Origin of the sequence: Microbacterium sp. LS_15, assembly GCF_041954735.1 — a bacterium.
GTDB lineage: Bacteria > Actinomycetota > Actinomycetes > Actinomycetales > Microbacteriaceae > Microbacterium.
Genome location: NZ_JAVAYD010000004.1, coordinates 181,478 through 206,688 on the forward strand (window position 1 = coordinate 181,478; position 25,211 = coordinate 206,688).

Genomic DNA, 25,211 nt, shown 5'->3' on the forward strand with positions numbered 1-25,211 from the left:
TGTGCGCACCCGGGTGGCGGCCGTCACGTTCGGTTGGCACCTGACGCGGCACTTCTGCGCGCATCGCGGCATCAGGTGCCCACAGAGGATCAGTCGGGCACCACCATCGGCACGAACCCCTCGCGCCGCAGCGTCTCGAGCGTGAAGTCGGAGTGCTCCGGTCCGCGCGTCTCGACGCTGAGCTCCAGGATGACGTCGTTGATCTGCAGCCCGTGACCGTGGCGGGTGTGCATGGCCTCGATGACGTTGGCCCCCGCCTCGGCGATGAGCTCCGACACCCGTGCGAGCTGGCCGGGGCGGTCAGGCAGCGGGATGCGGATGGTGAGGTAACGGCCGGAGGCGGCGAGTCCGTGCGACACGACGCGCTGCAGCAGCAGCGGGTCGATGTTTCCTCCCGTCAGCACCGCCATGGTCGTGCCCGACGACTGCACCTTCCCCGCGAGGATCGCGGCGACGCCCGCTGCGCCCGCCGGCTCGGCGACCACCCTGGTCTGCTCGAGCAGGATGAGGATGGCTCGCGCCAGATCGTCGTCGGAGACCGTGACGACCTCGTCGACGAGGTCCTTGATGATGTCGAAGGGGATCGCGCCGGGGCGTGCGACGAGGATGCCGTCGGCGATGGTGGGCCGCGTCTCGATGTCGACGGGGCGCCCCGCTTCGAGCGACGGAAGCATGGCGGCGGCATTCTCGGCCTGCACACCGACGATCCGGATCGACCTTCCGCGTTCGGCGGCGCGCAGCTTGGCGGCCGCCGCGACGCCGGCGATGAGGCCGCCGCCGCCGATGCCGAGCACGATCGTGTCGACCTCGGGGGCGTCGTCGAGCAGCTCGAGACCGAGCGTGCCCTGACCGATCACGATGTCGCGGTGGTCGAACGGGTGGATGAGCACGGCACCGGTGCGGTCGGCGAACTCGGCGGCCAGTCGCAGCGAGGTCGCGACGGTCTCGCCCTCGAGCACGACCTCCGCGCCGTAGTTGCGGGTCGCGAGGAGCTTCGGCACCGGGACGCCGATCGGCATGAAGATGGTCGCGGGGATGCCGAGCGCCTGCGCGGCGAGGGCGACGCCCTGCGCGTGGTTGCCTGCCGACGCCGCCACGACGCCGCGGGCGCGCTCCTCGGCGCTGAGCCGTGACAGACGGTAGGCGGCACCGCGGATCTTGAAGGATCCGGTGCGCTGCAGGTTCTCCATCTTGAGCATCACGGGCGAGCCGAGGACGTCGGTCAGCGCGCGCGACGGCAGGGTCGGCGTGTGCATGATCACCTCAGCCAGACTCTGAGCGGCGTGCTCGAACTCGGTCAGGCTCGGGACTGCGCTCATGGATTCCTCCGTGTCCGCTCGCGCGGGACTGTGCTCCAGATCAGGTCGGCGTCCGGTTGGTCGCCCGTACGCCACGACCCTGTGCTGATGGTGACCGCGGCGACGTTGACGAAGGCCGCGAGGGGCACCGCGAACAGCGCCCCGGGAATGCCGCCGACCATGGAGCCGCCGGCCACGACGAGCACCACCGCGAGCGGGTGCACCTTGACGGCGGATCCCATCATGATCGGCTGCAGGATGTGCCCCTCCAGCTGCTGCACCGCGAGCACGACGCCGAGCATGGCGAGGGCGATCCAGGGGCCGTTGTAGACGAGCGCGAGCAGCACGGCGATCGCGCCGGTGACGACGGCACCGACGATCGGCACGAACGAGCCGAGGAAGACGAGGACGGCGACGGGGATCGCGAGCGGGACGCCGAGCAGAGCGGCGCCGACGCCGATGCCGACGGCGTCGATCGCGGCGACGAAGAGCTGCGTGCGCGCATAGTTGACGAGGGTCGCGAATCCGTTGGTCGCCGCGGCGTCCGCCGCGGGGCGGGCCGCGCGCGGGAACAGGCGCAGCGTCCACCGCCAGATCCGGCCGCCGTCGGCGAGGAGGCAGATGAGGATGAAGAGGGCCAGCACCGCGCCGGTGACGACGTGCGCCGCCGTGGTGCCGACAGCGAGAGCGCCGTTCAAGAGCGTCTGCGCCTGCTCGTTGACGATCTGCAGGCCCTGGTCGATGTAGCCCTGGATCTGCGACTCGCTGAGGTGCAGCGGCCCCTCGAGCAGGAACTGGCGGAACTGCTCGATCGCGTCGGCACTGCGCTTCTGCACGTCGGGGAGCTGCTGACGCACCTGCCACACGACGAGCCACATCAGCACGGAGACGATCGCGATGGTTCCGATGAGGGAGATCGCCACGGCAGCCCACCGCGGGAAGCGGTGGCGCAGCATCCACTGGAAGGCCGGCCACAGCAGAGCGGTGATGAGGATGCTGACCATGAGCGGGATGACGAGGAGCTTGAGCTGGATGACGATCCAGATGAACCCGGCGACCACGGCCGCGATGAGGAGCAGGCGCCAGGCGTAGGCGGCGCTGATGCGCAGACCGCGCGGAACCGCCTCGTCGGCCGGTGTCGTGACCGTGCGGTCGGTCGAGATCGGGCGCGGCCGGAAGAGGTCTCTCAGCCGCGGACGCTGCTCTTCGCTCATCGCCCAAGTCTACGGCGCTCGACCCCGCTCCCCCGACGCGGAGCGGCAAGATGACGCGGTGCGGATCGGCGGGATGACGCGGTGCGATCGGGGCGCAGATGCGGTGCGGATCGGGTCGGCGGCAGCGCCCCGATGTCGGCGACCCTGGCTACGCTGGCCGGGTGACCGACACTCTCAGCTCCGCGCAGGCACGCCGCATGGCGCTCGCGGCCCAGGGCTTCTCCCGCGCCCGGCCGACGACGGCTCCGACGACGCGGCACATCCATCGGGTGATGGACCGTCTCGGCGTTCTGCAGATCGACTCGGTCAACGTGTTCGCGAGGTCGCACTATCTGCCGCTGTTCTCGCGTCTCGGGAGCTACGATCCTGCACTTCTCGACCGAGTCTTCCTCTCGCGCACGACGCACTACGTCGAGTACCTCGCCCACGAGGCCACGTTCATCCCCGTCGAGGACTGGCCGCTGTGGCGCTTCCGCATGGAGAGGTTCCGACGCCGCGGGGCCGACCCGGACTCGTGGGCGGGCCAGAACGCCCAGACCCTCTCCTGGGTCCTCGACGAGCTGCGTGCGCAGGGACCGTTGCGGCCGGCCGACCTGCGAGCAGATGCGCCCCGCGAACGGGGCACGTGGTGGGACTGGGACGACGTGAAGCTGGCGCTGGAGCATCTCTGGCGCACCGGAGACGTCGCGATCAGTGGAAGGAAGGGCTTCGAGCGCAGCTACGCGCTGGCCGAGCACGTCATCCCCGACCACGTCCGTACGCGCGAGGTCTCGTACTCCGACTCCATCCGGGAGCTGATCCGGCGTGCGGCTCGCTCGTCGGGCGTCGCCACGATGGCCGATCTCGCCGACTACTACCGGATCCGCGACCGCGCGACGATCTCGCGCGCCGTGGCCGACCTCGTCGACGAGGGCGAACTCGTGCCCGTCCGAGTGCGCGGATGGGAGCGCAACGGCCGTCCGCTCGCCGCATGGCGGCACCGCGATGCCGTGCTGCCGCGACGAATCGACGCGGCAGCGCTGCTCACGCCGTTCGACCCGGTGGTGTGGTTCCGCGACCGCGCGCTCCGGGCCTTCGACCTCGACTACCGCATCGAGATCTACGTCCCCGCGGAGAAGCGCCGCTACGGCTACTATTCGCTGCCCGTACTGGTCGGCGACCGGGTGGTCGCGCGCGTCGATCTGAAGGCCGAGCGGGCGACGTCCACCCTGCAGGTGCAGTCGGCGTGGTGGGAGCCGCAGGCGGATACCGGTGCAGACGCCGAGCGCGTCGCGAGCGAACTCGCGCTCGCTGCGACGTGGCAGGGCCTTGAGCACGTGTCGGTGTCGGGCTGGGGAACCGCCGCCGACGGCCTGCACCGAGCCCTCAGCGCCCTGCCTGCCGTGTCGGTGCGCCGACACGTGCATGCGAGGGAGACCGGCGAGCCCAGCGAACCCGAGGAGCCCGGCGAGCTCGGCAGACACGAGGAGAGCGGGAAACCCGAGGAGCTCGAGGAGGCGACGCGGTGACGCGACGCACGCGGTGGCTCCTCGGCGGCGGGGCGATGATCGTCGTGGTCCTCGCGATCGCCGCGATCGTGTGGTCGACATCGGGTCGCACGCCGGAGGCGTCATCGAGTCCGCCCCCGTCGCCGACCGCCACCGTCGATCTGCTCGCCGCGGCTCAAGCAGAGCTCAAGGAGCATCTCGAGCAGTGCACAGCGGCGGGCGCGCCGAACGGCGTGGTCCCCGACGCGTGCGGGATCCGCATCCCGTGGGGAACCGAGTTCGCGGTGGTGGCGGACGCTCGGTTCCGCATCGAGCGGATGCCCCAGGTCGCCCTCAGCGACGACGGCTTCGTGGCGGAGGGCGGCGAGCTCGTCGCCACGGTGACGGGAACGGGTCAGGACGGTGCTCCACGCACCGAGACCTACCGCACGGACGACTGGTCGCTGCGCGGCGACATCGCGCGCACGACGACGGGCATCGACCTCACTGTCTGGTGATGTCGATACCCGTGCTGATGTCGTCGCTCGCTACGCGGAGCGTCAGAACTGCACGCGAGGGGGCTCGGAGATCGCGCCGCTGTCGGCCACCTCGAAGAACTCGCGCTCGGTGAAGCCGAGCCCCTTGGCGAAGAGGTTGTTGGGGAAGACCTTGATTTTCGTGTTCAGCTCGCGCACGCCCCCGTTGTAGAAGCGGCGGGCGGCCTGGATCTTGTCCTCGGTGTCGACGAGGGCCTGCTGCACCTGCAGGAAGTTCTGGCTCGCCTGCAGCTGCGGGTACGCCTCGGCCACCGCGAACAGGCTGCGCAGCGCCTGCTGCAGGTGCCCCTCGGCGATGCCCGCCTCGCCCGGCCCGCTTGCCGACAGCGTCTCGGCGCGAGCACGCGTGACGTTCTCGAACACGGCCTTCTCGTGGGAGGCGTAGCCCTTGACCGTCTCGATGAGGTTCGGGATCAGGTCGGCTCGTCGCTTGAGCTGCACGGTGATGCCGCTCCAGGCCTCGTCGACGCGGACGTTGAGCTGCACCAGCGAGTTGTACGTCGCCCACAGGTAGATGCCGACGAGCAGGATCACTCCGACGACGATCAGTACCGGCACGAGCCATTCCATCAGAGGCCCACCCTTCCTCGTGTTTGTCTCATCCTATCGGCGCAGTCTGCGCGTCGACTGGGTGCATGACCACGACACGGCGGGTCAGGCGCCGAGCACGCGGTCGAGGTACCGGTTGGTGAAGCGGCGCTCGGGGTCGAGGCGGTCGCGGAGCGCCACGAAGTCGTCGAACCGCGGGTAGCGTTCGCGCAACTGCTCCGCGGTCAGCGTGTGCAGCTTGCCCCAGTGCGGCCTGCCGCCGTGGTCGAGCATGATCTGCTCGACGGCCTCGAAGTACTCGGTGGGGTCGGCCCGCCAGTAGCGGTGCACGGCGATGTATCCGCTCGCACGTCCGTGTGCTGTCGACAGCCACCGGTCGTCGGCGGCGGCGAACCGCACCTCGATGGGGAACTCGATGCGCCAGCCTCGCTGCGCGATCAGCGCACGCACGGCGTGGAACGCGGGCACGACGTTCTCGGCCGGCAGCGCGTACTCCATCTCGCGGAAGCGCACGGTGCGGCTCTGCGTCAGCACACGGTGCGACAGGTCCGTGTACTCGCGGTCGCCCGTGACCTTCACAGCGAGGCGGCTGAACGGCGGCGTGATCGCCGGGACGGCCTGCCCCGCAGCGCACGCGACCCGGTAGACGCCGTTGGACAGGAGCGTCTCGTCGACCCACTTTCCCACGCGCGGCAGCGGCTGACGCCGCGCCGATTCCGGCAGCCGGGTCTGCTGCTTGGTCAGGGCGACCTCGGTGTGCGGGAACCAGTAGAACTCGAAGTGGTCGGATGCCGCGACGCGCTCATCGAGGGTGTCGAGCACGTCGGCGAGCGGCGCCGGCCTGTCGACGGCCTGCAGAACGAAAGCCGGGACGCACTGGAGCGTGACCTCGACGATGATGCCGAGCGCCCCGAGACCGAGCGCGACGGCGGGGAGCAACTCCGGCTGGTGCTCCTCGTCGATCCGCAGGAACTCTCCTTCCGCGGTGACGAGGGTGATGCCGACCACCTGGGTCGCGAGCCCGCCGAACGCCGCGCCCGTGCCGTGCGTGCCGGTCGAGATCGCCCCGGCGATCGACTGACGGTCGATGTCGCCGAGATTCTCCATCGCGAGGCCGTGCGCCGCGAGCAGCCGAGGAACACGGTGCAGGCGCGTGCCGGCGAGCAGCGTGACATGCCCCGTTGCGGCATCCGCCGAGACCAGACCCTGCAGGTCGTCGAGTTCCAGGAGCACACCGGGCGCGATCGCGATGCCCGTGAAGCTGTGACCCGCGCCGACCGCCTTGATGCTCAGCCGTTGCGCGACGGCGGCCTTGACCGCGCGCTGCACGCCCTCCGGGCTGCGTGGACGTTCGACGCGCAGCGGAGCGACCTGCGCCGAGCGCCCCCAGTTCTGCCAGGTGCCGCCGATGCGGGTCACAGGAACGCCTTCCGCTCGCCGCGGTAGGTGGGCAGTTCGTCCACGACCTCATCCCCCGACACCAGGTGGTAGCTGTCGATGCGTTCGGCCGGTTCGCCGCTCTTCGCGTGACGGAACCACACGCGGTCGCCGACGCCGAGCTGCGCGGCCTTGGGCCCCTGCAGCGGCGTCTGCACCTCCCCCGCTGCCTCGCGCGAGAGGGTGTGCAGTCCGTCGGGCCAGACCGGACGGGGCTGTCGCGAAGCGACGGCCGGACCCGAGGCGATCCACCCGCCGCCGAGCACGGTCGCGATGTCGGCCGCGGGGCGGCGAACGACGTCGAACGCGAAGGCCGCCGCGGGAGCAGGACGGAAGGACCGATAGCCGTCGAAGAGATGACCGCCGAGCAGTCCGCTCCCCGCACTCGCCTCGGTGAGTGACTCATCGCTGCCCGTGAACTCCAGCGATCCGGTGCCGCCGCCGTTGAGGAACTCGAGGGGCGCGATGCCGGTGAGAGCGCCGACGATCTGCGCCCGGCGGTCGCGCAGCTCGGCCCGCGAACGCGCCTGCACGAGGCGGATGACGGGGGCGTCGGCTCCGGCGCTGTCACCCTGTCCTGCGATCTGCGCCTCGTACATCTGCAGGCCGACGAGGCGGAAGCCGGGGCGGCGCACGATCGCACGCGCGAAGGCCGCGACCTCGCCTGCGGTGAAGAGTGCGGAGCGACGGACGCCGATGTGCCCGAGCGTCGCGGACCGGAGCGAGGCGTCGGCATCGATCGCGACACGGATCTCCGGCCGGCGCTCCGGTGGGGCGACGCTGTCGATGAGGTCGAGGTGCGCAGGGTCGTCGACCATGAGCGTGATGCGCTGCACTGCCTGCTCCGATGCGAAGAGCTCAGCGAGAGCGGAGCGATCGACCGTCGGGTAACCGATCACGATGTCGTCGTGCGTCTCGGCGAGCCAGAGCGCCTCCGGCAGGGTGAAGGCGAGGATGCCGCGATAGCCGGGCAGCTGCAGCACGGCGTCGAGCACGGCGCGCACACGCACGGACTTCGACGCCACGCGGATGGGGAGCCCTCCGGCCCGCACCAGCATGTCGAGCGCGTTGTGGCGGAGTGCCTCGCGATCGATCACGGCGACGGGCGCGGGGAGGTGACCCGTGGCCGCGGAGAGGCGCGGCCAGTACCGTGCGGGGTCGTGCCATTCGGGGGCGACCGGGGACTGCTCCGATGCGGGGCTCAGGTCGGCGGTGAGGTCGAGCACTCCCCCACCATACGACCTGGACGGACTCGGATTCACCCTTTGCGGGACCGGGTCGCAGACGATTCCGGCACTAGGCTGGCGGTCGTGCCCCCGTAGCCCAATGGCAGAGGCAGGCGACTTAAAATCGCTTCAGTCTGGGTTCGAGTCCCAGCGGGGGCACCACCGCGCACCGATCAGCGCCCGAACAGGTCGCCGATGCCGGGGATGCCGAGATCCCCGAGCTTCTGGCCCCATTCGCCAGCGGTGTCGCCGAGACCCGACACGGTGTCACCGAGACCAGACACGGTGTCACCCGCGGATCCCAGGACGCCCTCCGCCGCGCCGGCCAGTTCCTCGGTGCCGGGCCCGCCCGCGATCGCCTCGAGATCGATGCCCTGCGCCAGGGCGTCGAAGTCCACCCCGAGACCTGCCGCCTGCTCGAGCAGCGGGGCGGCGACCGCGCTGCCGATCGCTCCGACGGCCACGACGCCCAGGGCTCCGACCGCGGCGCCGCCCACCACTCCGGCGGCGCCGAAGCCGCCGACGCGCGACAGCAGTCCGCGCATCCGCCCGGGGCGCGCTGCCTCGGTGCGCCCTGCCGCGCGGGCCAGGTCGTCGGGTGATGCGGATGCCGGACGCTCGCCGGGTGCGAGCTCGGCCGTCATCCGCTGCTGTACCTGGGCGCGCTGCTCCGACGTCAGCCGCGCGAATGCCTCGCGGTGGATCTGCTCGACGCGATGCGGATCGGCGGTCTGCAGGAGGTAGTCGTAGCGTGCGATGGCCGCGCGATCAGCATCCGTTCCTCCCCTGGTGCCGGTGGAAGGCGGCGCGTACCCCGCGTGCGGGGCGGGAGGCGCGTACGGGTCGCGGGGCGAGGGCGGCGCGTAGGGCTGTGACGTGCGGGACTGGTGCGGCGCGCGCGAGGTGGACGCGCGGTTGCCGGTGCCGTCGAGGTCGAGCGCTTTCGCGGCCATTCCGAGCAGGCGGTTCAGCTTTCCCATGGTGGCGGTTCCTTCGTGTGACGAGCGGACCGCCCGGAACCGGTGACGAGGATCCGTGGCCGTCCGCGCTGATACGGACGCCCGGTCTCCTCCACCCTCGCGGGCCGATGGGCCGGGACACGATCTCATGTCCGTAATGACGACGCCACCGCAGATGGGAGTACTCCCCTTGCAGGCCCCACGTTAACGAGTGCGCCTATGAGCCGGGTGCGAGGGAGAGTCGGCCGGAGACGACGAACGCCCCGACTCCGTGAGGAATCGGGGCGTTCGTCGAGCGGACTACTTGGCGGCGGCCGTCTCGGCCGGCTTCTCCGCAGGAGCCTTCTTGGCGGCCGGCTTCTTGGCGGTGGGCTTCTTGGTCGGGGCCTTCGCCGCCGACGTCTCGGAAGCGGGCTTCTCGGCGGGAGCGTCGTCGGTCACCGGCTCGTCGGCATCCGGCGTCTTCTCGGCGGCGGCGATGGTCGTCGCCGGCTCCGAGGAGTGGGACCCGGGCAGTGCCGGAGCGGCCGGGGCGGCGGGCGCCGGAGCGTCGGCGGCCGGACGCGGGCGAGCGGCGAACTCCTCGAACACGTAACGCGGGTTCTGCACCGTCTGCAGGTTGACGAGGTCGCGGCCGAGCCACAGGTTGTTCCACCAGCCCCAGAGCACGCGCCACTTGCGCTCCCACGTCGGCATCGCGAGACCGTGGTACCCGCGGTGCGCGAGCCAGGCGACGAAGCCCTTGAGCGCGATCTTGCCGGACTGGAAGACACCGTTGTAGAGGCCGAGGCCCGCGACGGCGCCGAGGTTCTTGTGGAAGTACTCCTTGGGGGCCTCACCGCGGAGCACCGCGACGAGGTTCTTCGCGAGCAGCTTCGCCTGACGCACGGCGTGCTGCGCGTTCGGCACGCAGAAGCCGCCGACACCGCCGCCCGAGAGGTCGGGGACGGCCGAGACGTCACCGGCGGCCCAGGCGCCCTCGACGAAGGCCTCGGGCGTGCCGACGCGCAGGTCGGCGCGGGTCTGGATGCGACCGCGCTCCTCGACCGGCAGGTCGCCGCCGCGCACGACGGTCGGGTTCGCCATGACGCCGGCGGTCCAGACGATCAGGTCGGTCGGGATGACCTCGCCGGTCGACAGTTCGACGTTGCCGTCGACCGCGCTCGTGAGCTGCGTGTCGAGGTGCACGTTGGCGCCGCGCTTGGCGAGGTCCTTCAGCACCCACTCGCTCGTCTTGAGCGAGACCTCGGGCATGATGCGGCCCATCGCCTCGATCAGGTGGAAGTGCGTGTCGTCGAACGTCAGCTGCGGGTACTTGCCCACCAGCGACGAGGCGAGCGAGCGGAGCTCGGCGAACACCTCGATGCCCGCGAAGCCGCCACCCACGACGACGACGGTCAGCAGACGGTCGCGCTCGGGGCCGACCGGCAGCGAGGCCGCCTTGTCGAAGTTCGACATCAGGCGGTCGCGGATCGCGACGGCCTCTTCGATGGTCTTGAGGCCGATCGCGTTGTCGGCGATGCCCGGGATCGGGAACGTGCGCGAGACGGCGCCGGCCGTGACGACGATCTGGTCGTACGCGAACTCGTACGGCTCGCCCAGCGGCGGCGTGATGGTCGCCGTCTTCTCGGCGTGGTTGATGTTCGTCACCTTGGCGGTGAGCACGTGCGTGCGCTCGAGGTGACGACGGTGGGCGACCACCGAGTGGCGGGCCTCGATCGAGCCGGCGGCCACCTCGGGGAGGAACGGCTGGTACGTCATGTACGGCAGCGGGTCGACCATGGTGACGTCTGCTTCACCCTTGCGAAGGTGCTTCTCGAGCTTCCACGCGGTGTAGAAGCCTGCGTAGCCTCCACCGACGATCAGAATCTTGGGCACAGTGCTGTTCTGAGGCACGGGGGAAAAACTCCTCGGGAGTCAGGAATGTGGCGTGCGAGCGCGCGCCGATCGGATGCGCCGGGCAGCAGCGGTGACGCCAAGCGCTATCAGGATACCAGGGACTGTGAGCGCGATGAGCGGCAGGGTACCGTAGCGCAGTGAATCAGCGCTGGGAAGCAGCGGTGAACCCGGCTCCGACGGCGCGTCGGCCGCCGGCAACGGCGGCACCGCGATGGGCGTCGCCGTGGGCTCCGGCTGGGGCACCGTCTCGGCCCTGCGGTACAGGCGCACCCACTCTGCGAGATCGCCCATCGGGTTCTCGCTGACCTTGGGGAGATCGGCGGTCACCGCGGCCTGCGCGTCGATGAGCCCGTACCCGTAGAAGGGGTCCGGCACCCGCGCCATCCCCTCGACGGGGATCGCCGTCTTGATGATGCGGTTGATGACGTTCGCCGCGTCGAGATCGGGGTGCGCCGACCGGATCAGCGCGGCGATGCCCGCGACGATCGGCGCCGCGCCGCTCGTGCCGCTCCACGAGACGAGCTTGCCGTCGGCCGAGACGCCGAGCAGTCCCTCGCTCGGCGCGGCGACACCGATCGTGATTCCCTGCGTCGACGCCTCGATGCTCGCGGTGCCGGTCTGGTCGACTCCCCCGACCGTGAGCACGCCGGGGATCGTCGCCGGCGCCCCGATGATGTCGGTGCCGCTGCCGCGGTTGCCCGCCGCGACGACGACGACGACATCGTGCTCGAAGGCGTACAGGAACGCGTCGTCCCAGCTGCGGTCCCAGTCGAGCGTGTTCGTGGTGAAGGAGAGGTTGATGATGTCGGCGCCGTTGTCGACCGCCCATCGCATGGCCTTCGCGACCTGCTCGGTGAAGGGCACCGCCGCAGCGGCGCCGAAGCCGACCGAGATCGACAGCAGATTCGCCTCGGGCGCCACGCCGATCATGCCCGTGCCGTCGGCGGCCCCGCGACCGGCGGCCAGCGACGCCACCCAGGATCCGTGGTTCCCGTCGACCGCTCCCAGTGGCGTGCGGCCGTCCGGCGAACCGGCGCCGGAGACGTCTGTCCCGCCCACCACGGCTCCGTCGAACGTGCCCGGGACCTTGCCGATGCCCGTGTCGATCACCGCGATGGTCACGCCCTCTCCCCTGGTGGTCTGCCAGGCCTCGCGGATGCGCGCTCCGTCGAGCCAGTACTCCGCGGCGCGCGTGGGGTCCTGCGGGTCGTCGGCGACCGGCGGCGGAGTCGCCGCGCCGAGGAGCAGCACGGATGCCACCACCGCCGCAGCGGCGACGGCACTGCGCAGCATCCGCCCCGGGCTCATGCCGATGACGCCTCGGGGTCGCGGAGCGCCGCGCCGGGGTCGTCGCAGCGGCAGACGTCGGGTGACCAGCTGGAGCGCGCGAGCGCCTCGTCGCCGATCGGGTTCACCCCGGGTCCCGCGGCCAGCGCGTGGCCCGCCAGGGCGTGCAGGCATTTCACACGGGCCGGCATGCCCCCTGCGGAGACCCCGTCGATCTCCGGCACGTCGCCGAAGCCGGCACGGTCGGCGAGATACGCCTCGTGCGCGGCCAGGTAGGCCGCTGCGATGTCGGCGTCGTCGGCGAGCAGGGCTGCGAGCTCGGGCATGACCTGGGTGGCCTCGAGGGTCGACATCGCCGCGGTGGCCGCGGGATGCGTGAGGTAGTAGAACGTCGGGAAGGGCGTGCCGTCAGGCAGCCGCGGCGTCGTCGCGACCACGGTCGGGTTGCCGCACGCGCAGCGCGCCGCGATGCCCACGACGCCGCGGGCCTGACGCCCCAGCTGGGCAGAGACCACGGCGATCTCGGCGGGCGTGGGGGCAGGGAAGGGCGGGGTGGTCACCCGACAAGCGTACGGGAGCAGTCGGGGAGGATGCTCGGAGCCGCGCGGGCCGCGACCGCGGTCAGCGCGCGACGACGGCGGTGTCGCTGAGACCGGCCGAGGTGAGGGTCCGCAGCAGCTGCGGCATCCAGTCCGAGGGCTTCTCCTCGAGCGTGTCGCTGACCGGCCCCTGTTCCTGGGGCAGCGCGGCGGGGTCGAGGTCGTTGTCGATCAGGTAGACGACCTCGCCGGGCTTCACGTAGTAGAGACGCTCTCGGGCCTGGGTCGTGATGTACGCCGGGTCGTTCCAGCGCTCGCGCTCCTTCTGCAGTGCGGTGATCTCGTCCTCCGACACCTGGATCGAGTGCTCGAGCGCGGCGATCTTCTGCCGCTGGTCGATGTAGGTGCCGAGCGTCGGCACGAGCACCCACGCACCCAGCACGACGAGCGACAGCATGATGACGGAGAAGGCCGAGAGCCGGATGCCGGATGCCCACTCCCGGACGTCGACCCGCCTCTCCGCGGCGCCTCGCGACGAGCCACGGGGGGAACGAGCGGCGCGCGGAGCCGTGGCCGCCGTCGACGGGGTGCCGAGCGAGGACCCCGCGGACGCCGAAGGAGGAGCCGGTCGTCGTGCCACGGCTCCTCCTCCTGGTTCAGACCTCTCAGGCCTGGTGGATCGTCTTCAGCTGCGCTCAGCCCTGGTAACGGGGGAAGGCGGAGCGGCCGGCGAACACCGCGGCGTCGCCCAGCTCCTCCTCGATGCGCAGAAGCTGATTGTACTTCGCGACGCGCTCGCTGCGAGCAGGCGCACCCGCCTTGATCTGACCCGCGTTCGTCGCCACGACGAGATCGGCGATCGTGGTGTCCTCGGTCTCGCCCGAGCGGTGCGACAGCATTGCGGTGTAGCCGGAGCGCTGTGCGAGGCTGACGGCGTCGAACGTCTCGGTCAGGGTGCCGATCTGGTTGACCTTGACGAGCAGCGAGTTGGCGACGCCGCGCTTGATGCCGTCGGCGAGGCGGGTCGGGTTCGTGACGAACAGGTCGTCTCCGACGAGCTGGACCTTCGAGCCCAGCGCGTCCGTGAGGAGCTTCCAGTTGTCCCAGTCGTCCTCGGCGAGCGCGTCCTCGATCGTGACGATCGGGAAGTCGTTGACGAGGCCCTGGTAGTACTCGATCAGCTCGGGGCCGCTCCAGTCCTTGTTGTCGAGGCGGTACACGCCGTCGGAGAAGAACTCCGTCGCGGCGACGTCGAGGCCGAGTGCGATGTCGGTGCCTGGCGTGAAGCCGGCCTTCTCGATGGCCTTGACCAGGAAGTCGAGGCCCTCGCGGTTGCTCGGCAGGTCGGGGGCGAAGCCGCCCTCGTCGCCGAGGCCCGTCGCGTAGCCGGCGGCCTTCAGCTCGCTGCGCAGCACGTGGTAGGTCTCGACGCCCCAGCGCAGCGACTCGGAGTAGGTCTCGGCGCCGATCGGCGCGAGGAAGAACTCCTGCATGTCGATGCCGTTGTCGGCGTGCTCGCCGCCGTTGATGACGTTGAACAGCGGCACGGGCAGGACGTGCGCGTTGGGTCCGCCGAGGTAGCGGAACAGCGGCAGGTCGGCCGAGTCGGCGGCGGCCTTCGCGACGGCGAGGCTCACGCCGAGGATGGCGTTGGCACCGGTGCGCTGCTTGTTCTCGGTGCCGTCGGTCTCGATGAGGATCTCGTCGACGATGCGCTGCTCGCTCGCCTCGACGCCCTCGAGGGCCGGGCCGAGCTCGTCGATGACGGCCTCGACGGCCTTGAGCACGCCCTTGCCGCCATAGCGGGCCTTGTCGCCGTCGCGCAGCTCGTACGCCTCGAACGCGCCGGTGGATGCACCGGACGGGACGGCCGCCCGCTGGACGACGCCGTCGTCAAGGAGCACCTCCACCTCGACGGTCGGGTTTCCGCGCGAGTCGAGAATCTCGCGTGCGCCTACAGCCTCGATCAGTGCCACTGATGTGCTCCTTGTTCAGAGAGGAAGATGTGTGGAGCGTCGTCGATCCGCGCCCAGTCTAGCCCGCCGGCCGCTCCGGCCAGGGGGTGGCGTCCGGGCTCAGACGACCACGGCCAGGGCCACGCCGTCCCACCCCTTCACCCCGACCGTCTGCAGCGCTGTGGCGTCGAAGCGGGGGTCCTCCCCCAGCATCCGCAGGCCCTCGCGCGTGCCGACCACCTTGGGGTCTGTGCTGTCGTCGCGCACGATCTCGCCCTCGCGCCCGATGTTGTCGAGCACGATCACGGTGCCGGGGTGCCCGAGCTTCGCGGCCCAGTCGAGGTAGGTGGTGTTGGACTCCTTGTCGGCGTCGATGAACACGAGGTCGAAGCCGCCGTCGAGCGTCGGCAGCACGTCGGCTCCGCGGCCGACGCGAATGTCGACGCGGTCGCCGACGCCGGCCGCATCGATGCTCGCCCTCGCGACCGCGGCGTTGTCGGCCTCGGCCTCGACCGTGACGACCCGCCCCTCCGGCCCGACGGCCCTCGCCATCCAGATGGTCGAGTAGCCGCCGAGTGTGCCGATCTCGAGCACCCGCCGGGCGCCGCTGATGCGCACCAGCAGGTTCAGCAGCTTGCCGCCGACCGGCGCGACCTCGATCTCGGGCAGTCCCGCCTCGCGCTGGGCGTCCAGCGCCGCCTCCAGCTGCGGATCGCGCCCGACGAGGAGGTCGGCGAGATAGGCGTCGGCGTGCGACCAGGCTGAGGGCGTGGATTCCATGCCCTCAGCCAACCGCGATGCGGACGAGGGCGTCAAGGGGCGACGGACGGGGATGCCGAAGCATCCGTCTCGCCGACCCGCGTCGTCCTGACCGGTGCCGCACCGAGCTCGGGCTGACGCCGGAACTGACCGGTGACGAGGAGCACCGCGACGACGACGGCCGCCGCCACCCACCCCGCGACTCCGAGAGGGCCGGCGAGCGCGAGGTCGGGCTGTCCGGCGGCGACGATGAGGATGAGCCCCGCCGACGCGTTCAGTGATCCGTGCGCCACGACCGCCGGCCAGATCGAGGCGGACCGCAACCGCAGCCACCCCAGCAGCACGCCCCAGGCGACGCACCCGACGGTCATGAACAGCACACCGGAGACGTCGGTCCGGCCGAAGTTGTAGCCCAGGAGGATCACCGGGCTGTGCCAGAGCCCCCAGATGACTCCGCTGACGAGCAGTGCCGGCCCCGTGCCGAGCGGTCGGAGGGCGGGCAGGAGCCATCCGCGCCATCCCAGCTCCTCGCCGAGCGCCGGGACGCTGTTGACGAGGGCGGCGACGGGGATGATCGCGAGCTGCGAGATCACGACGAGACCGATCGGCGGCATCGGCGCCCCTGCCGGGAGCGCCTGTTCGATCTGCGCCGCGAGGCCCGCGAACGTGAAGTCGAGCTGCACGATGCCGAGCGCGACCGCGATGAGGATGCCGAACGCCACCACGACCGGCGGACCGAGCCAGCCGATCAGCAGCAGCCAGACGACGCGCCTCGCCGGCCGCAGCGGCCAGAACCCGAGGAACCGCAGCCGGGTGCCGCGCGCGGGTGCCCCGAGCGCGAACGTGACGATCAGCGCGGCGACGGCAGGCGTGAGCATCATGACGACGAGGAGCACGGGAGCCAGCGGTTCGGCGAGGCCGTCGCCGAGCCACAGCGGCAACGCGACGAGCCAGGCGAGCCCGCATGCGAGAAGCACGAAGGCGAGCACCGGCGCCCAGCGGACCTTCTGCGCCGCGGTCATCAGTCGCCCTCCTCTGTCGCGGCGGCCGGGCCCCCGGCGTCTCGGTCGACATAGGTCCGCAGCAGCGCGGCCCCTTCCTCGGCCCCGTCGATCGTGACGAGGAAGGACGCGCGTTCCCGGCGCGACACCTCGATCGCCGGACCTCGCCGCGTCACGATGCCGGTGCGGCCGTCGGTGGAGATTCGCCATCCCCAGCCGCCGAAGTCGCCGAACGGCGAGACGTCGATCGCGCGCACATCGACGATCTCGTGGACCGGGATGTCGACGCGCGGTCGCCCGAGCAGGGAGCGGGCGCTGAAGCCCTCGGGGGTGATGCTCACGCGGTACGAGGCGGTGGCCGCGAGCGCGACCGCCACGACGAGCGCGCCCACCGCGACGACCCACCAGCCGGCGACGCCGAGCGACAGCATGGTCGCGGCGAGCACGATCATCCCGGCCAGAACGAGCCCCAGAAGGATCAGCGCACCCCGCGGCATCGTGGTCGTCGCGAGCCAGACGACGCGCTCGGCGGCGCCGACGCTGACGTCCTGCCGCGGTGCGAGCGGTCGCCCGGCGGGGGTGCGGTAGCGCGGCTGCACCAACCAGGCGGCACCTCCGACGACGAGGAGGGCCGCCAGGGCCGCAGCCGTGACGCCGCCGACGCCCGGCACCTCCGCCCCGGGAGCGAGATCGCGCTGGATCCACAGGGAGCCGAGACTCGTGACCGCGGCGAACGCCGACATGCCTGCGGCGAGCGCGCCCATCAGCCGGGCGGCGCCACCCCACTGATCACGCACGGCGACCAGTGTCGTCACCACCAGGAGGAGGGGCACCCCGAGGCCGACTCCCACGAGGAGCCACAGGTACAGGGAGGCCGGGCCGAAGCCGTCGGCCCCGCCCGTGCCCCAGTGCACGGCGACGGGCTCGGTGAAGGCCGGCAGCCATCCGGAGAGCACGACGGCGGCCACGGCCACGATGACGACGGGTACGACGATCGCGACCAGGGTGAAGAGCAGGCGTGCCCGCCGGAGCGGGGTGCCGGAAGCGGGTCGGGGGCCGGTGGACGTCATGGCTGTGCCTCCTCTGGGTCGTGCGTCGCCGCGCGGCTGCGCGTCGAGCTCTGCGCGGCGCCCGGACGGGGCCGGGCGTCGGCGTGTGTGCGGATGATGCCGGCGAGGATCTCGGCGGAGACCCCCATCTGCGCGGCGCGCTCCACGAGGTCGTCGATCTCGTGCGCGAGGTCGGCGAGCGGCGCGGCTGCGGCCGAGATGACCGCTCCGCGCCCGCGGCGGAGATCGATGAGCCCCTCGTCGCGCAGCCCCTGGTACGCGTGCAGGACCGTGTGCTGGTTGATGCGCAGCGCGGTCGCGACGTCGCGGGCGGCGGGGAGCCGGTCGCCCGGGGCGAGGACGCCCGCGAGCAGATCGGCGCGGATCGATGCCGCCACCTGGTCGTAGAGCGGCCGGGGGCTCTCGGGGTCGACTCTGATCAGCATCCGCGCACCTCCTCGTCCTTCGCTAATAATTCTATGTGAACTATAACAACTGTGGCAATCTCCAGAAGAGTTCGGATGGTGCGCTCCTCTGCCGCACACTGTCGGGATGCGCATCACCCCACGCCGTCTCGCGATCGGCATGAGCCTCTGGGCACCGAACCTCTTCAGCGGCATCCGCGTCCGTCGGTTCTCGGACGACTGGACCCGCGCGACCGTCGAACTGCACGTCAACGTCGTGACCCGCAATTACGTGAAGACCGCGTTCGGCGGATCGATGTCGGCGATGACGGACCCGTACTTCTTCATGCTCGTGATGCATCAGCTCGGCCGCGACTACGTCGTGTGGGACACCCGCGGCGAGATCGAGTTCGTCAAGCCGGGGCGCGGGGTGCTCACGGCCGAGTTCGAGGTGACGCGCGAGAAGGCCGACAAGCTGCGAGCCCGCGCCGCAGGCGGCGCCAAGGTGCGGGAATGGTTCGAGACGGTGATCACCGACAGCGACGGAGACGTGGTCGCCCGGGTGCGGCGCGAGGTGTACGTGCGCGAGAAGAAGCGGGTGACGGCCGCCCGATCCTGATGTGCGCGCGCTTCGCGACACCGCCCGTTCATCCGCGCGTGCCACGATGATCCCGTGCCCCTCGCCCGCCGACTGAGCCTCCCCGACGCCGTCGCGATCGGTCTCGGATCGATGATCGGCGCCGGCGTGTTCTCGGTGTGGGGTCCGGCCATCGGAGTCGCCGGCAACGGCATCCTCGTCGCTCTGGTCATCGCCGCCGTCGTCGCCTACTGCAACGCCACCGCCTCGGCCCAGCTCGCCGCCGTGCATCCCGTCGCCGGCGGCACCTACGCGTACGCGCGGGCGGAGATCGGCCCCTGGTGGGGGTTCGTGGCCGGATGGAGCTTCGTGATCGGCAAGATCGCGAGCTGCGCGGCGATGGCGCTCACCTTCGCCGCCTACGCGGCGCCCGCGGGGTGGCAGGTGCCGGTGGCCGTGGTCGCCGTCGCAGCTCTCGTCGTCGTGAACTGCTTCGGCGTGACCCGCACGGCGCTGCTCACCCGCATCCTCGTCGCATGCTCGCTTGTCGGACTGGCCGTCGTCGTGGCGATCGGCGCGGGGTCGATCGGGATCAGCGAGCCGACGCCGTTGCCCGCCACGAACGCCTACGGCGTGCTGCAGGGCGCGGGGCTGCTGTTCTTCGCGTTCGCCGGGTACGCGCGCGTCGCGACGCTCGGCGAGGAGGTCGTCGACCCCGCGAGGACGATCCCCCGCGCGATCGTCCTCGCCCTGGGCAGTGCCGTCGTCGTGTACGCCGCTGTCGGGATCACGGTGATGCTGACGCTCGGAGCGGATGCCGCGGCGACGACCGCTCCGCTCGCCGAGGTGGTCGCGGCGAGCGAGTGGTCGGCGCTCGGTCCCGTCGTGCGGATCACCGCGGCAGCCGCGTCGCTCGGCGCGCTGCTCGCTCTGCTCACCGGCATCGGGCGCACCGCCCTCGCGATGGCACGCGAGAGTGATCTGCCGCGCGTCCTCGCCCGGATCGACGACCGGTGGCAGGTGCCGCGCCGCGCGGAGATCGCCGTCGGCGTCGTCGTGATCGGCATCGTGATGCTCGGCGATCTGCGAGAGACCATCGGCTTCTCGTCGTTCGGGGTGCTTCTCTACTACCTCATCGCGAACGCCGCCGCGTTCCGACAGGCGGGGCCGGTGCGGCGGTACCCTCGTGCGCTGCAGGTCGTCGGCGCACTCGGGTGCCTGCTGCTCGTGAACACACTGCCGGTCGTGGCGTCGCTGGTCGGCACGGCGGTGGTGCTGCTCGGCATCCTCTGCCGCGCGATACGGCTGCGGCTCGCGGTCAGCGCGCAGCCTCCGGACGGCGACGGACGCTGAGCGCGGTCTCCGCGCCTCGGACCACTGCGGGAAGCAGCGCGTCGGCCGTGCGACGGTAGCCGAGAGGACTCGGGTGGAAACGGTCGAGACTGAACATCGCGTCGGGGTCGTCGAAGAACATGGGTCCGACGGCGCGGCGCAGGTCGACCGCGACGGCACCCGCGTCGCGCGCCGTGGCGGTCTGCGCCTCGGCCAGCCGACGGGAGAGGCTCGATACGAGCCGACGCAGCGGCTGCGGCACCGGACGGAGCGCGCCGAGGTCGGGGCACGTCCCCACCACGACCTCGGCACCGCGGGCTCGCAGCTCGTCGATCGCGTGACGGAGGTGCCGCGTCGAGGTCGACACGGGCAGCCGGTGGGTCACGTCGTTGCCGCCGACCACGATCACGGCGACATCCGGCGCATAGCCGGCGGGAAGGAGTGCGAGCTGCGCGTCGAGGTCGGGCGACTCCGAGCCCACCACGGCGCCGGTCCGCAAGCGCACCGGGCGGTGCAGGCGGCGACCGAGCCCTTTCGCGAGCCGACCACCCAGGGTCTCCTTGCGCCGCTCGGCCCCGAGCCCTGCCGCGAGGGAGTCGCCGAGCACGAGCAGGTCGACGGGGTCGCCCTCGAGTGCGCGGCGCCAGACTCGGTCGGCGTCGATCGACTCCTCGCCCAGGGGCTTGCCGATGCGGCGACGGGCGATCGCCGCCTGGCGCCGCAGCACGGCGCCGACGCCGAACGCGGTGGTGACGGCCACGACGCCGATCCCGGCGAGAACGGCGATGGACGATCGGCGCATGCGCTGATTCGACCCCACGGTCGTGAACGCGGCGTGAACGGAATCCGGGAGACGCTGGGCCGGGTACTCCGCACCGCGGCCGTCAGCTGAGCGGCTTGAGCTCCAGGTCGGAGGCGCCGGCGCTCACGGTCGCGAAGGCCGTGTAGCCGTCGGCGGCAGAGCGCTCCAGCAGCGCCTTGACGTTCTTGGTGCGCCGTTCGAGCCGCACGCGGGCACCGGACGCGACGAGCGCGGCCTTGTGCCGGACGAGCTCCCCGACCGGCACGTCGGCGTCGTGGATCAGCACGACGGCGCGCTCCTCGGCATCCGTCGCGTCCGCGACGAGGTCGACGAGGCGCTCGAAGCCGAGCGAGAACCCGACCGCCGCGACCTGCTGTCCGAGGAAGCGGCCGATCATGCCGTCGTAGCGACCTCCGCCGCCCAGCGAGTAGCCGACCGAGGGGTGCGCGAGCTCGAAGATCGTGCCCGTGTAGTAGCCCATGCCCCGAACGAGGAACGGGTCGAAGACGAGGGGGATGTCGGTGACGTCGGCGGAGGGAGCGTCCGGAGCGAGACCCGCTGCCACGGCGTCTCCGATGCCGACGAGGTGCGCGACGATGTCGTCGGGCGCTCCGTCGGGCAGCGCCTTGCGGATCTGCCTCTCGCCGAACGGGTTGTACTCCATGGTCTGCGGACGCTGCAGGAACGCCTCGAACGCGTCGACAGCGGATGCCGCGGCGCCCCGCTCGCGGAGCTCCGCCGCCACACCCTCGACGCCGATCTTGTCGAGCTTGTCGATCGTGATGAGCACGCCGGGGCGCTCCTCGGCGGTGAAGCCGAAGCTGTCGAGCATCCAGTCGAGCGCGCGGCGGTCGTTGATGCGCACCGTCGCCCCCTCGAGACCGAGCGCGCCCGTGGCGTCGAGCGAGGCCACCATGAGCTCGGCCTCGGCCCGCGACGAGTCGTCGCCGATGATGTCGATGTCGCACTGCACGAACTGGCGGTAGCGCCCCTTCTGCGGGCGCTCGGCGCGCCAGACCGGCCCGATCTGGATCGCACGGAACACACCGGGCAACTGTCCGCGGTTGCTCGCGTAGAAGCGCGCGAGCGGCACGGTGAGGTCGTAGCGCAGCCCCAGGTCGGCGAGCGCGCCCTGGTCGTCGGCCGCCGCCCTGATCGCCTCGGCGTCGAGGCCGCGACGCAGCACGTTGTAGGCCAGCTTCTCGTTGTCTCCGCCGATGCCGGCGTGCAGGCGCGAGTACTCCTCGAGCGCCGGGGTCTCGATCTCGTCGAAGCCGTGCGCGCGGTAGCGGTCGCGGATGACGGAGAGCACCCGCTCGCGGCGGGCCTTGTCGGCGGGGAGGATGTCGCGCATGCCGCGCGGCGGGTTCACAGTAGCCACGTCTCCATCTTCCCAGGTCGGAGACGCACGCCCGTCCCGGTCGGAGACGGATGCAGTGGCCTCAGCCCTCGACCTCCGCGGCGCGCACCTCGTCCTCGAGGAGGCGCAGACGCTCGCGCAGTGCCCGCTCGGCGTCCCACCCACGCTCGCGGGCGAGGGAGACGAGGACGAGCATGGCATCGCCGAGCTCGCCTTCGGACGAGGGGTGGGGGCCGGACGATGGCTGGGTCCCGGACGCGTCGGGCGTGACGCCGACACCGGCTGCACGTCCGACGAGCTTCTGCGCGAGCGCGAGGGCCGGCATCCCGCGCGGCACGCCGTCGAGCACGCTGGTCCTCGTGCGTTTCTCGGCCGCCTTCGCCGCGTTCCAGTGCACGAGCACCTCGTCGGGCGTGGTCGCGACCTCGCCCGCGAAGACATGGGGATGGCGCCTGACCATCTTCTCGGTGAGGGTCTGGGCCACGTCGTCGATGTCGAACGGATCGTCGGGGTCCTGCGCAGCGATCGCCGAGTGGAAGAGCACCTGCCACAGCAGATCGCCGAGCTCTTCGCGCAGGTCGTCTCTCGTGCCGCTCTCGACGGCCTCGATCACCTCGTGCGACTCCTCGATGAGGTACGGCACGAGATCGCGATGCGTGATGCGCTGCGACCACACGCAGCGCTCCCTGACCGCGCGCATCGTGTCGGCTGCCGCTCGCAGCGGATCGGTCTGGGAATCTTCGGTCACGGCTGCTCCTCGGTGCGGGTCCTCGGTTCGGATCGACTCTCTCATGTCTCGCGCCGTCATGCGTGCAGGGCACCGCTCCCGACCCGGCTACGCTCGTGTGCGTGACCCCCGCACAGAGTTTTCCCGAGCCCACCGACACCTCGGCCATCCGCATCATCGGCCGATTCGAAGCGGGCCGCGGCATTCCGGACGCCATGCGCTCCGACGTGAGAATGCTCGGCGGTCTCCTCGGCCAGGTGCTGCGCGAAGCCGGAGGCGACGAGCTGTTCGCCGACGTCGAGCGCCTCCGTCTCGCCACCATCCAGGCGTACGACGAGGAGACGTCCGATGCGTTCGACCGCGCTGCGGCGATCGCGGAATCGTTCACGATCGAGCGCGCCGACGAGGTCGCCCGCGCCTTCACGTGCTACTTCCACCTGGTCAACCTCGCCGAGGAGCACCAGCGCGTGCGCGTGCTGCGCGAGCGCGCCGGCCAGCCCGGTCGCGAGGACGCCGCCGACACCGTCGCGACCGCCTACGCCCGACTGAAGTCCGAGGTGGGCGACGATGAAGCGCGCCGCCGCCTGCAGAGCCTGCGCTTCCACCCCGTGTTCACCGCGCACCCCACCGAGGCCCGCCGGCGCGCCGTGTCGTCGAGCATCCGCCGTCTCTCCGAGCTGCTCACCCAGCACGACGCCGCGAGCGAGAGCGGCGCGGAGCAGCACCGGGCGCGCCGCCGCATGCTCGAGGAGATCGAGACCCTGTGGCGCACCGCGCCGCTGCGCGCGCAGAAGCCCTCGCCCACCGATGAGGTGCGCACGGTCATGAGCGTGTTCGACGAGACGCTGTTCACGACGGTGCCGCACGTGTACCGCCGCATCGACGACGCCCTGCGCGGCGACGACTCGGGCGCGAGCGAGCCCGTCGTGCCGGCTTTCGTGCGCGTCGGCTCCTGGGTCGGCGGCGACCGCGACGGCAACCCGTTCGTCACGGCATCCGTCACCAGGGAGGCGTCGCAGATCGCCTCCGATCACGTGCTCCGCGGACTCGAGCGCGCCCTGGAGCGCATCGGCCGCACGCTGACGCTGGATGCCGAGGACACGCCGCCCAGCGACGAGGTGCTCGCTCTGTGGGAGCGCTTCGCGACCGCCGAGCCCGGACTCGCCGACGAGCTCGCCGCGCGGTCGCCCGGCGAGCCGCACCGCCGTGTCGTGCTCGCCCTCGCGCATCGCGTCGGCGCCACCCGTCGCGGCGACGACGAGCGGTACGGCGCCCCCGAGGAACTCCTCGCCGATCTCCGCGCGGTGCAGTCGTCGCTCGCGGATGCCGGCGCCCGCCGTCACGCGTTCGGCGGTGTGCAGCACCTCATCTGGCAGGTCGAGACGTACGGCTTCCACCTGACCGAGCTCGAGGTGCGTCAGCACTCGCAGGTGCACGCGAAGGCGCTGGCCGAGCTCTCCGGTGACGAGCCGGTGAGCGCCCAGACCGAGGAGGTCCTCGAGGTCTTCCGCGCGATCGCCGACATCCAGCGCGACCGCGGTCTGCGTGCGGCCGGTCGCTACGTCGTGTCGTTCACGCAGGCGGCGTCCGACCTCGCGAACGTGTACACGCTCGCCCGCCACGCGCTCGGCGACGACGCCCCGGTGCTCGACGTGGTGCCGCTGTTCGAGACCTTCGCCGACCTGCAGGCCGCGCCCGCGATCCTCGCCGAGGCCGTCACGTTCCCCGAGTTCCGCGAGCGCATGGCCGCCACCGGCAACCGCCTCGAGGTCATGCTGGGGTACTCCGACTCGTCGAAGGACGTCGGCCCGGTCGCCGCGAACCTCGCGCTGTACGAGGCCCAGGAGAAGATCGCGCTCTGGGCCAAGGAGTCCGGCATCGAGCTGACGCTGTTCCACGGTCGGGGCGGTGCTCTCGGCCGCGGCGGCGGCCCCGCGAACTCCGCGATCCTCGCGCAGCCGCCCCACTCGGTGGACGGCCGTTTCAAGCTCACCGAGCAGGGCGAGGTCATCTTCGCCCGCTACGGCGAGCCGGCGATCGCGATGCGTCACATCGATCAGGTCGCCGCAGCGACGCTGCTCGCCTCCTCCCCCGCCGTCGAGCAGCGCACGAGCGACGCCGCGCGCCGCTTCGCCGACATCGCCGAGGTCATGGACCGCTCGTCCCGTAAGCGGTTCTTCTCGCTCGTCAAGGCCGACGGCTTCGCCCCGTGGTTCGCGACCGTGACGCCGATGGAGGAGATCGGGCTGCTCGCGCTGGGCTCGCGCCCCGCGCGGCGCGGCCTGTCGGTGGAGTCGCTGGAAGACCTGCGGGCGATCCCGTGGGTGTTCGCGTGGACGCAGGCGCGCATCAACCTCGCCGGGTGGTTCGGTCTCGGCACGGCCCTCGCCGCCGTCGGCGACGAGCAGCGGCTGGCCGAGGCGTATCGCGAGTGGCCGCTGCTGCACACCATGATCGACAACGTCGCGATGAGCCTCGCGAAGACCGACGAGCGCATCGCCCGCCAGTACCTGGCACTCGGCGACCGCGACGATCTCGCGCAGCTCGTGCTCGACGAGCTGGCGCTCACCCGCGAGTGGGTCATCCGTCTCACCGGCGGCGTCGGCCTGCTCGAGAACAAGCCGATCCTGCAGCGCGCCGTGCAGCTGCGCACGCCGTACGTCGATGCGCTGTCGCTGCTGCAGCTGCGCGCGCTGCGCGCGCTCCGCGACCCGGCCGAGGCCGTGGGCTCCGGATCGGAGGACGAGCAGCGTCGTCTGCTCCTGCTCTCGGTCAGCGGCGTGGCGGCCGGACTGCAGAACACCGGATGACGCG

The 25,211-nt window shown here is 71.5% G+C and carries 23 protein-coding genes and 1 tRNA gene; 6 read left to right on the plus strand and 18 right to left on the minus strand.

Features of this window, described 5'->3' with window-relative positions; all coding sequences use genetic code 11:
• Positions 1-89 precede the first annotated feature (89 nt).
• Positions 90-1,319 (minus strand): threonine ammonia-lyase, encoded by a 1,230-nt coding sequence (gene ilvA / locus RAC69_RS07990; RefSeq protein WP_375086336.1) that lies wholly within the window; start codon positions 1,317-1,319, stop codon positions 90-92.
• Complete coding sequence (locus tag RAC69_RS07995; RefSeq protein WP_375086337.1) at positions 1,316-2,512, minus strand: AI-2E family transporter; 1,197 nt, start codon at positions 2,510-2,512, stop codon at positions 1,316-1,318. Before RAC69_RS07995 ends, ilvA begins: the two co-directional genes overlap by 4 nt.
• 161 nt (positions 2,513-2,673) lie before the next feature.
• Between RAC69_RS07995 and RAC69_RS08000 the strand changes: the two genes are divergently transcribed.
• Positions 2,674-4,020 (plus strand): winged helix-turn-helix domain-containing protein, encoded by a 1,347-nt coding sequence (locus RAC69_RS08000; protein WP_375086338.1) that lies wholly within the window; start codon positions 2,674-2,676, stop codon positions 4,018-4,020.
• Positions 4,017-4,496: a hypothetical protein gene (locus tag RAC69_RS08005; RefSeq protein WP_375086340.1), complete on the plus strand. Its 480-nt coding sequence runs from the start codon at positions 4,017-4,019 to the stop codon at positions 4,494-4,496. The genes RAC69_RS08000 and RAC69_RS08005 overlap by 4 nt, the downstream gene beginning before the upstream one ends.
• A 42-nt stretch (positions 4,497-4,538) precedes the next feature.
• Here RAC69_RS08005 and RAC69_RS08010 read toward each other — a convergent pair whose 3' ends face one another.
• From RAC69_RS08010 to RAC69_RS08020, 3 genes are all read right to left on the minus strand, one after another.
• Positions 4,539-5,105 (minus strand): LemA family protein, encoded by a 567-nt coding sequence (locus RAC69_RS08010; protein WP_050721493.1) that lies wholly within the window; start codon positions 5,103-5,105, stop codon positions 4,539-4,541.
• An 84-nt stretch (positions 5,106-5,189) separates the two neighbouring features.
• Positions 5,190-6,503, minus strand: a complete 1,314-nt coding sequence (locus tag RAC69_RS08015) for a D-arabinono-1,4-lactone oxidase (RefSeq protein ID WP_375086341.1) — start codon at positions 6,501-6,503, stop codon at positions 5,190-5,192.
• Complete coding sequence (locus RAC69_RS08020; RefSeq protein WP_375086342.1) at positions 6,500-7,747, minus strand: alanine racemase; 1,248 nt, start codon at positions 7,745-7,747, stop codon at positions 6,500-6,502. Before RAC69_RS08020 ends, RAC69_RS08015 begins: the two co-directional genes overlap by 4 nt.
• An 86-nt stretch (positions 7,748-7,833) precedes the next feature.
• Here RAC69_RS08020 and RAC69_RS08025 point away from each other — a divergent pair.
• A tRNA-Leu gene (locus RAC69_RS08025) sits at positions 7,834-7,909 on the plus strand.
• Between the two features lie 11 nt (positions 7,910-7,920).
• Here RAC69_RS08025 and RAC69_RS08030 read toward each other — a convergent pair.
• From RAC69_RS08030 to RAC69_RS08075, 10 genes are all read right to left on the minus strand, one after another.
• The gene (locus RAC69_RS08030; protein WP_375086344.1) at positions 7,921-8,727 is read right to left on the minus strand and encodes a cation-transporting ATPase; all 807 of its coding nucleotides are present in this window, start codon (positions 8,725-8,727) and stop codon (positions 7,921-7,923) included.
• A gap of 279 nt (positions 8,728-9,006) precedes the next feature.
• A complete protein-coding gene (locus RAC69_RS08035) occupies positions 9,007-10,584 on the minus strand; it encodes an NAD(P)/FAD-dependent oxidoreductase (protein WP_375086346.1) in 1,578 nt (525 codons plus the stop codon).
• Between the two features lie 39 nt (positions 10,585-10,623).
• Positions 10,624-11,913, minus strand: coding sequence for a S8 family serine peptidase (locus RAC69_RS08040; RefSeq protein WP_375086348.1), 1,290 nt, complete (start codon positions 11,911-11,913; stop codon positions 10,624-10,626).
• Positions 11,910-12,452, minus strand: a complete 543-nt coding sequence (locus tag RAC69_RS08045; RefSeq protein WP_341935078.1) for a DUF501 domain-containing protein — start codon at positions 12,450-12,452, stop codon at positions 11,910-11,912. The genes RAC69_RS08040 and RAC69_RS08045 overlap by 4 nt, the downstream gene beginning before the upstream one ends.
• Positions 12,453-12,513: 61 nt before the next feature.
• Complete coding sequence (locus tag RAC69_RS08050; RefSeq protein WP_375086350.1) at positions 12,514-13,071, minus strand: septum formation initiator family protein; 558 nt, start codon at positions 13,069-13,071, stop codon at positions 12,514-12,516.
• 55 nt (positions 13,072-13,126) lie between these two features.
• Positions 13,127-14,407, minus strand: coding sequence for a phosphopyruvate hydratase (gene eno, locus RAC69_RS08055; protein WP_341935080.1), 1,281 nt, complete (start codon positions 14,405-14,407; stop codon positions 13,127-13,129).
• 99 nt (positions 14,408-14,506) lie between these two features.
• The gene (locus RAC69_RS08060; RefSeq protein WP_375086353.1) at positions 14,507-15,166 is read right to left on the minus strand and encodes an O-methyltransferase; all 660 of its coding nucleotides are present in this window, start codon (positions 15,164-15,166) and stop codon (positions 14,507-14,509) included.
• Between the two features lie 32 nt (positions 15,167-15,198).
• Positions 15,199-16,167: a lysostaphin resistance A-like protein gene (locus tag RAC69_RS08065; protein ID WP_375086355.1), complete on the minus strand. Its 969-nt coding sequence runs from the start codon at positions 16,165-16,167 to the stop codon at positions 15,199-15,201.
• Positions 16,167-17,216: a DUF1648 domain-containing protein gene (locus RAC69_RS08070; RefSeq protein ID WP_375086357.1), complete on the minus strand. Its 1,050-nt coding sequence runs from the start codon at positions 17,214-17,216 to the stop codon at positions 16,167-16,169. The genes RAC69_RS08065 and RAC69_RS08070 overlap by 1 nt, the downstream gene beginning before the upstream one ends.
• Positions 17,213-17,641, minus strand: a complete 429-nt coding sequence (locus RAC69_RS08075) for a GntR family transcriptional regulator (RefSeq protein WP_341935084.1) — start codon at positions 17,639-17,641, stop codon at positions 17,213-17,215. The genes RAC69_RS08070 and RAC69_RS08075 overlap by 4 nt, the downstream gene beginning before the upstream one ends.
• Before the next feature lie 106 nt (positions 17,642-17,747).
• Between RAC69_RS08075 and RAC69_RS08080 the strand changes: the two genes are divergently transcribed.
• Both RAC69_RS08080 and RAC69_RS08085 read left to right on the plus strand, forming a co-directional pair.
• Positions 17,748-18,218 carry a PaaI family thioesterase gene (locus RAC69_RS08080; RefSeq protein ID WP_375086359.1) on the plus strand — a complete coding sequence of 157 codons (471 nt, stop codon included), beginning with the start codon at positions 17,748-17,750 and terminating at the stop codon, positions 18,216-18,218.
• A gap of 54 nt (positions 18,219-18,272) precedes the next feature.
• Positions 18,273-19,529 carry an APC family permease gene (locus tag RAC69_RS08085; protein WP_375086361.1) on the plus strand — a complete coding sequence of 419 codons (1,257 nt, stop codon included), beginning with the start codon at positions 18,273-18,275 and terminating at the stop codon, positions 19,527-19,529.
• Here RAC69_RS08085 and RAC69_RS08090 read toward each other — a convergent pair.
• The 3 genes from RAC69_RS08090 to RAC69_RS08100 all read right to left on the minus strand — a co-directional run bounded on the left by RAC69_RS08090 (position 19,495) and on the right by RAC69_RS08100 (position 22,370).
• The gene (locus tag RAC69_RS08090) at positions 19,495-20,310 is read right to left on the minus strand and encodes an SGNH/GDSL hydrolase family protein (RefSeq protein ID WP_375086363.1); all 816 of its coding nucleotides are present in this window, start codon (positions 20,308-20,310) and stop codon (positions 19,495-19,497) included. The genes RAC69_RS08085 and RAC69_RS08090 overlap by 35 nt on opposite strands.
• An 82-nt stretch (positions 20,311-20,392) precedes the next feature.
• A complete protein-coding gene (locus RAC69_RS08095) occupies positions 20,393-21,664 on the minus strand; it encodes a histidine--tRNA ligase (RefSeq protein ID WP_375086400.1) in 1,272 nt (423 codons plus the stop codon).
• An 88-nt stretch (positions 21,665-21,752) separates the two neighbouring features.
• Positions 21,753-22,370, minus strand: a complete 618-nt coding sequence (locus RAC69_RS08100) for a MazG family protein (protein ID WP_375086401.1) — start codon at positions 22,368-22,370, stop codon at positions 21,753-21,755.
• 149 nt (positions 22,371-22,519) lie between these two features.
• Between RAC69_RS08100 and RAC69_RS08105 the strand changes: the two genes are divergently transcribed.
• The gene (locus RAC69_RS08105) at positions 22,520-25,207 is read left to right on the plus strand and encodes a phosphoenolpyruvate carboxylase (RefSeq protein WP_375086365.1); all 2,688 of its coding nucleotides are present in this window, start codon (positions 22,520-22,522) and stop codon (positions 25,205-25,207) included.
• The last annotated feature ends 4 nt before the right edge of the window (positions 25,208-25,211 follow it).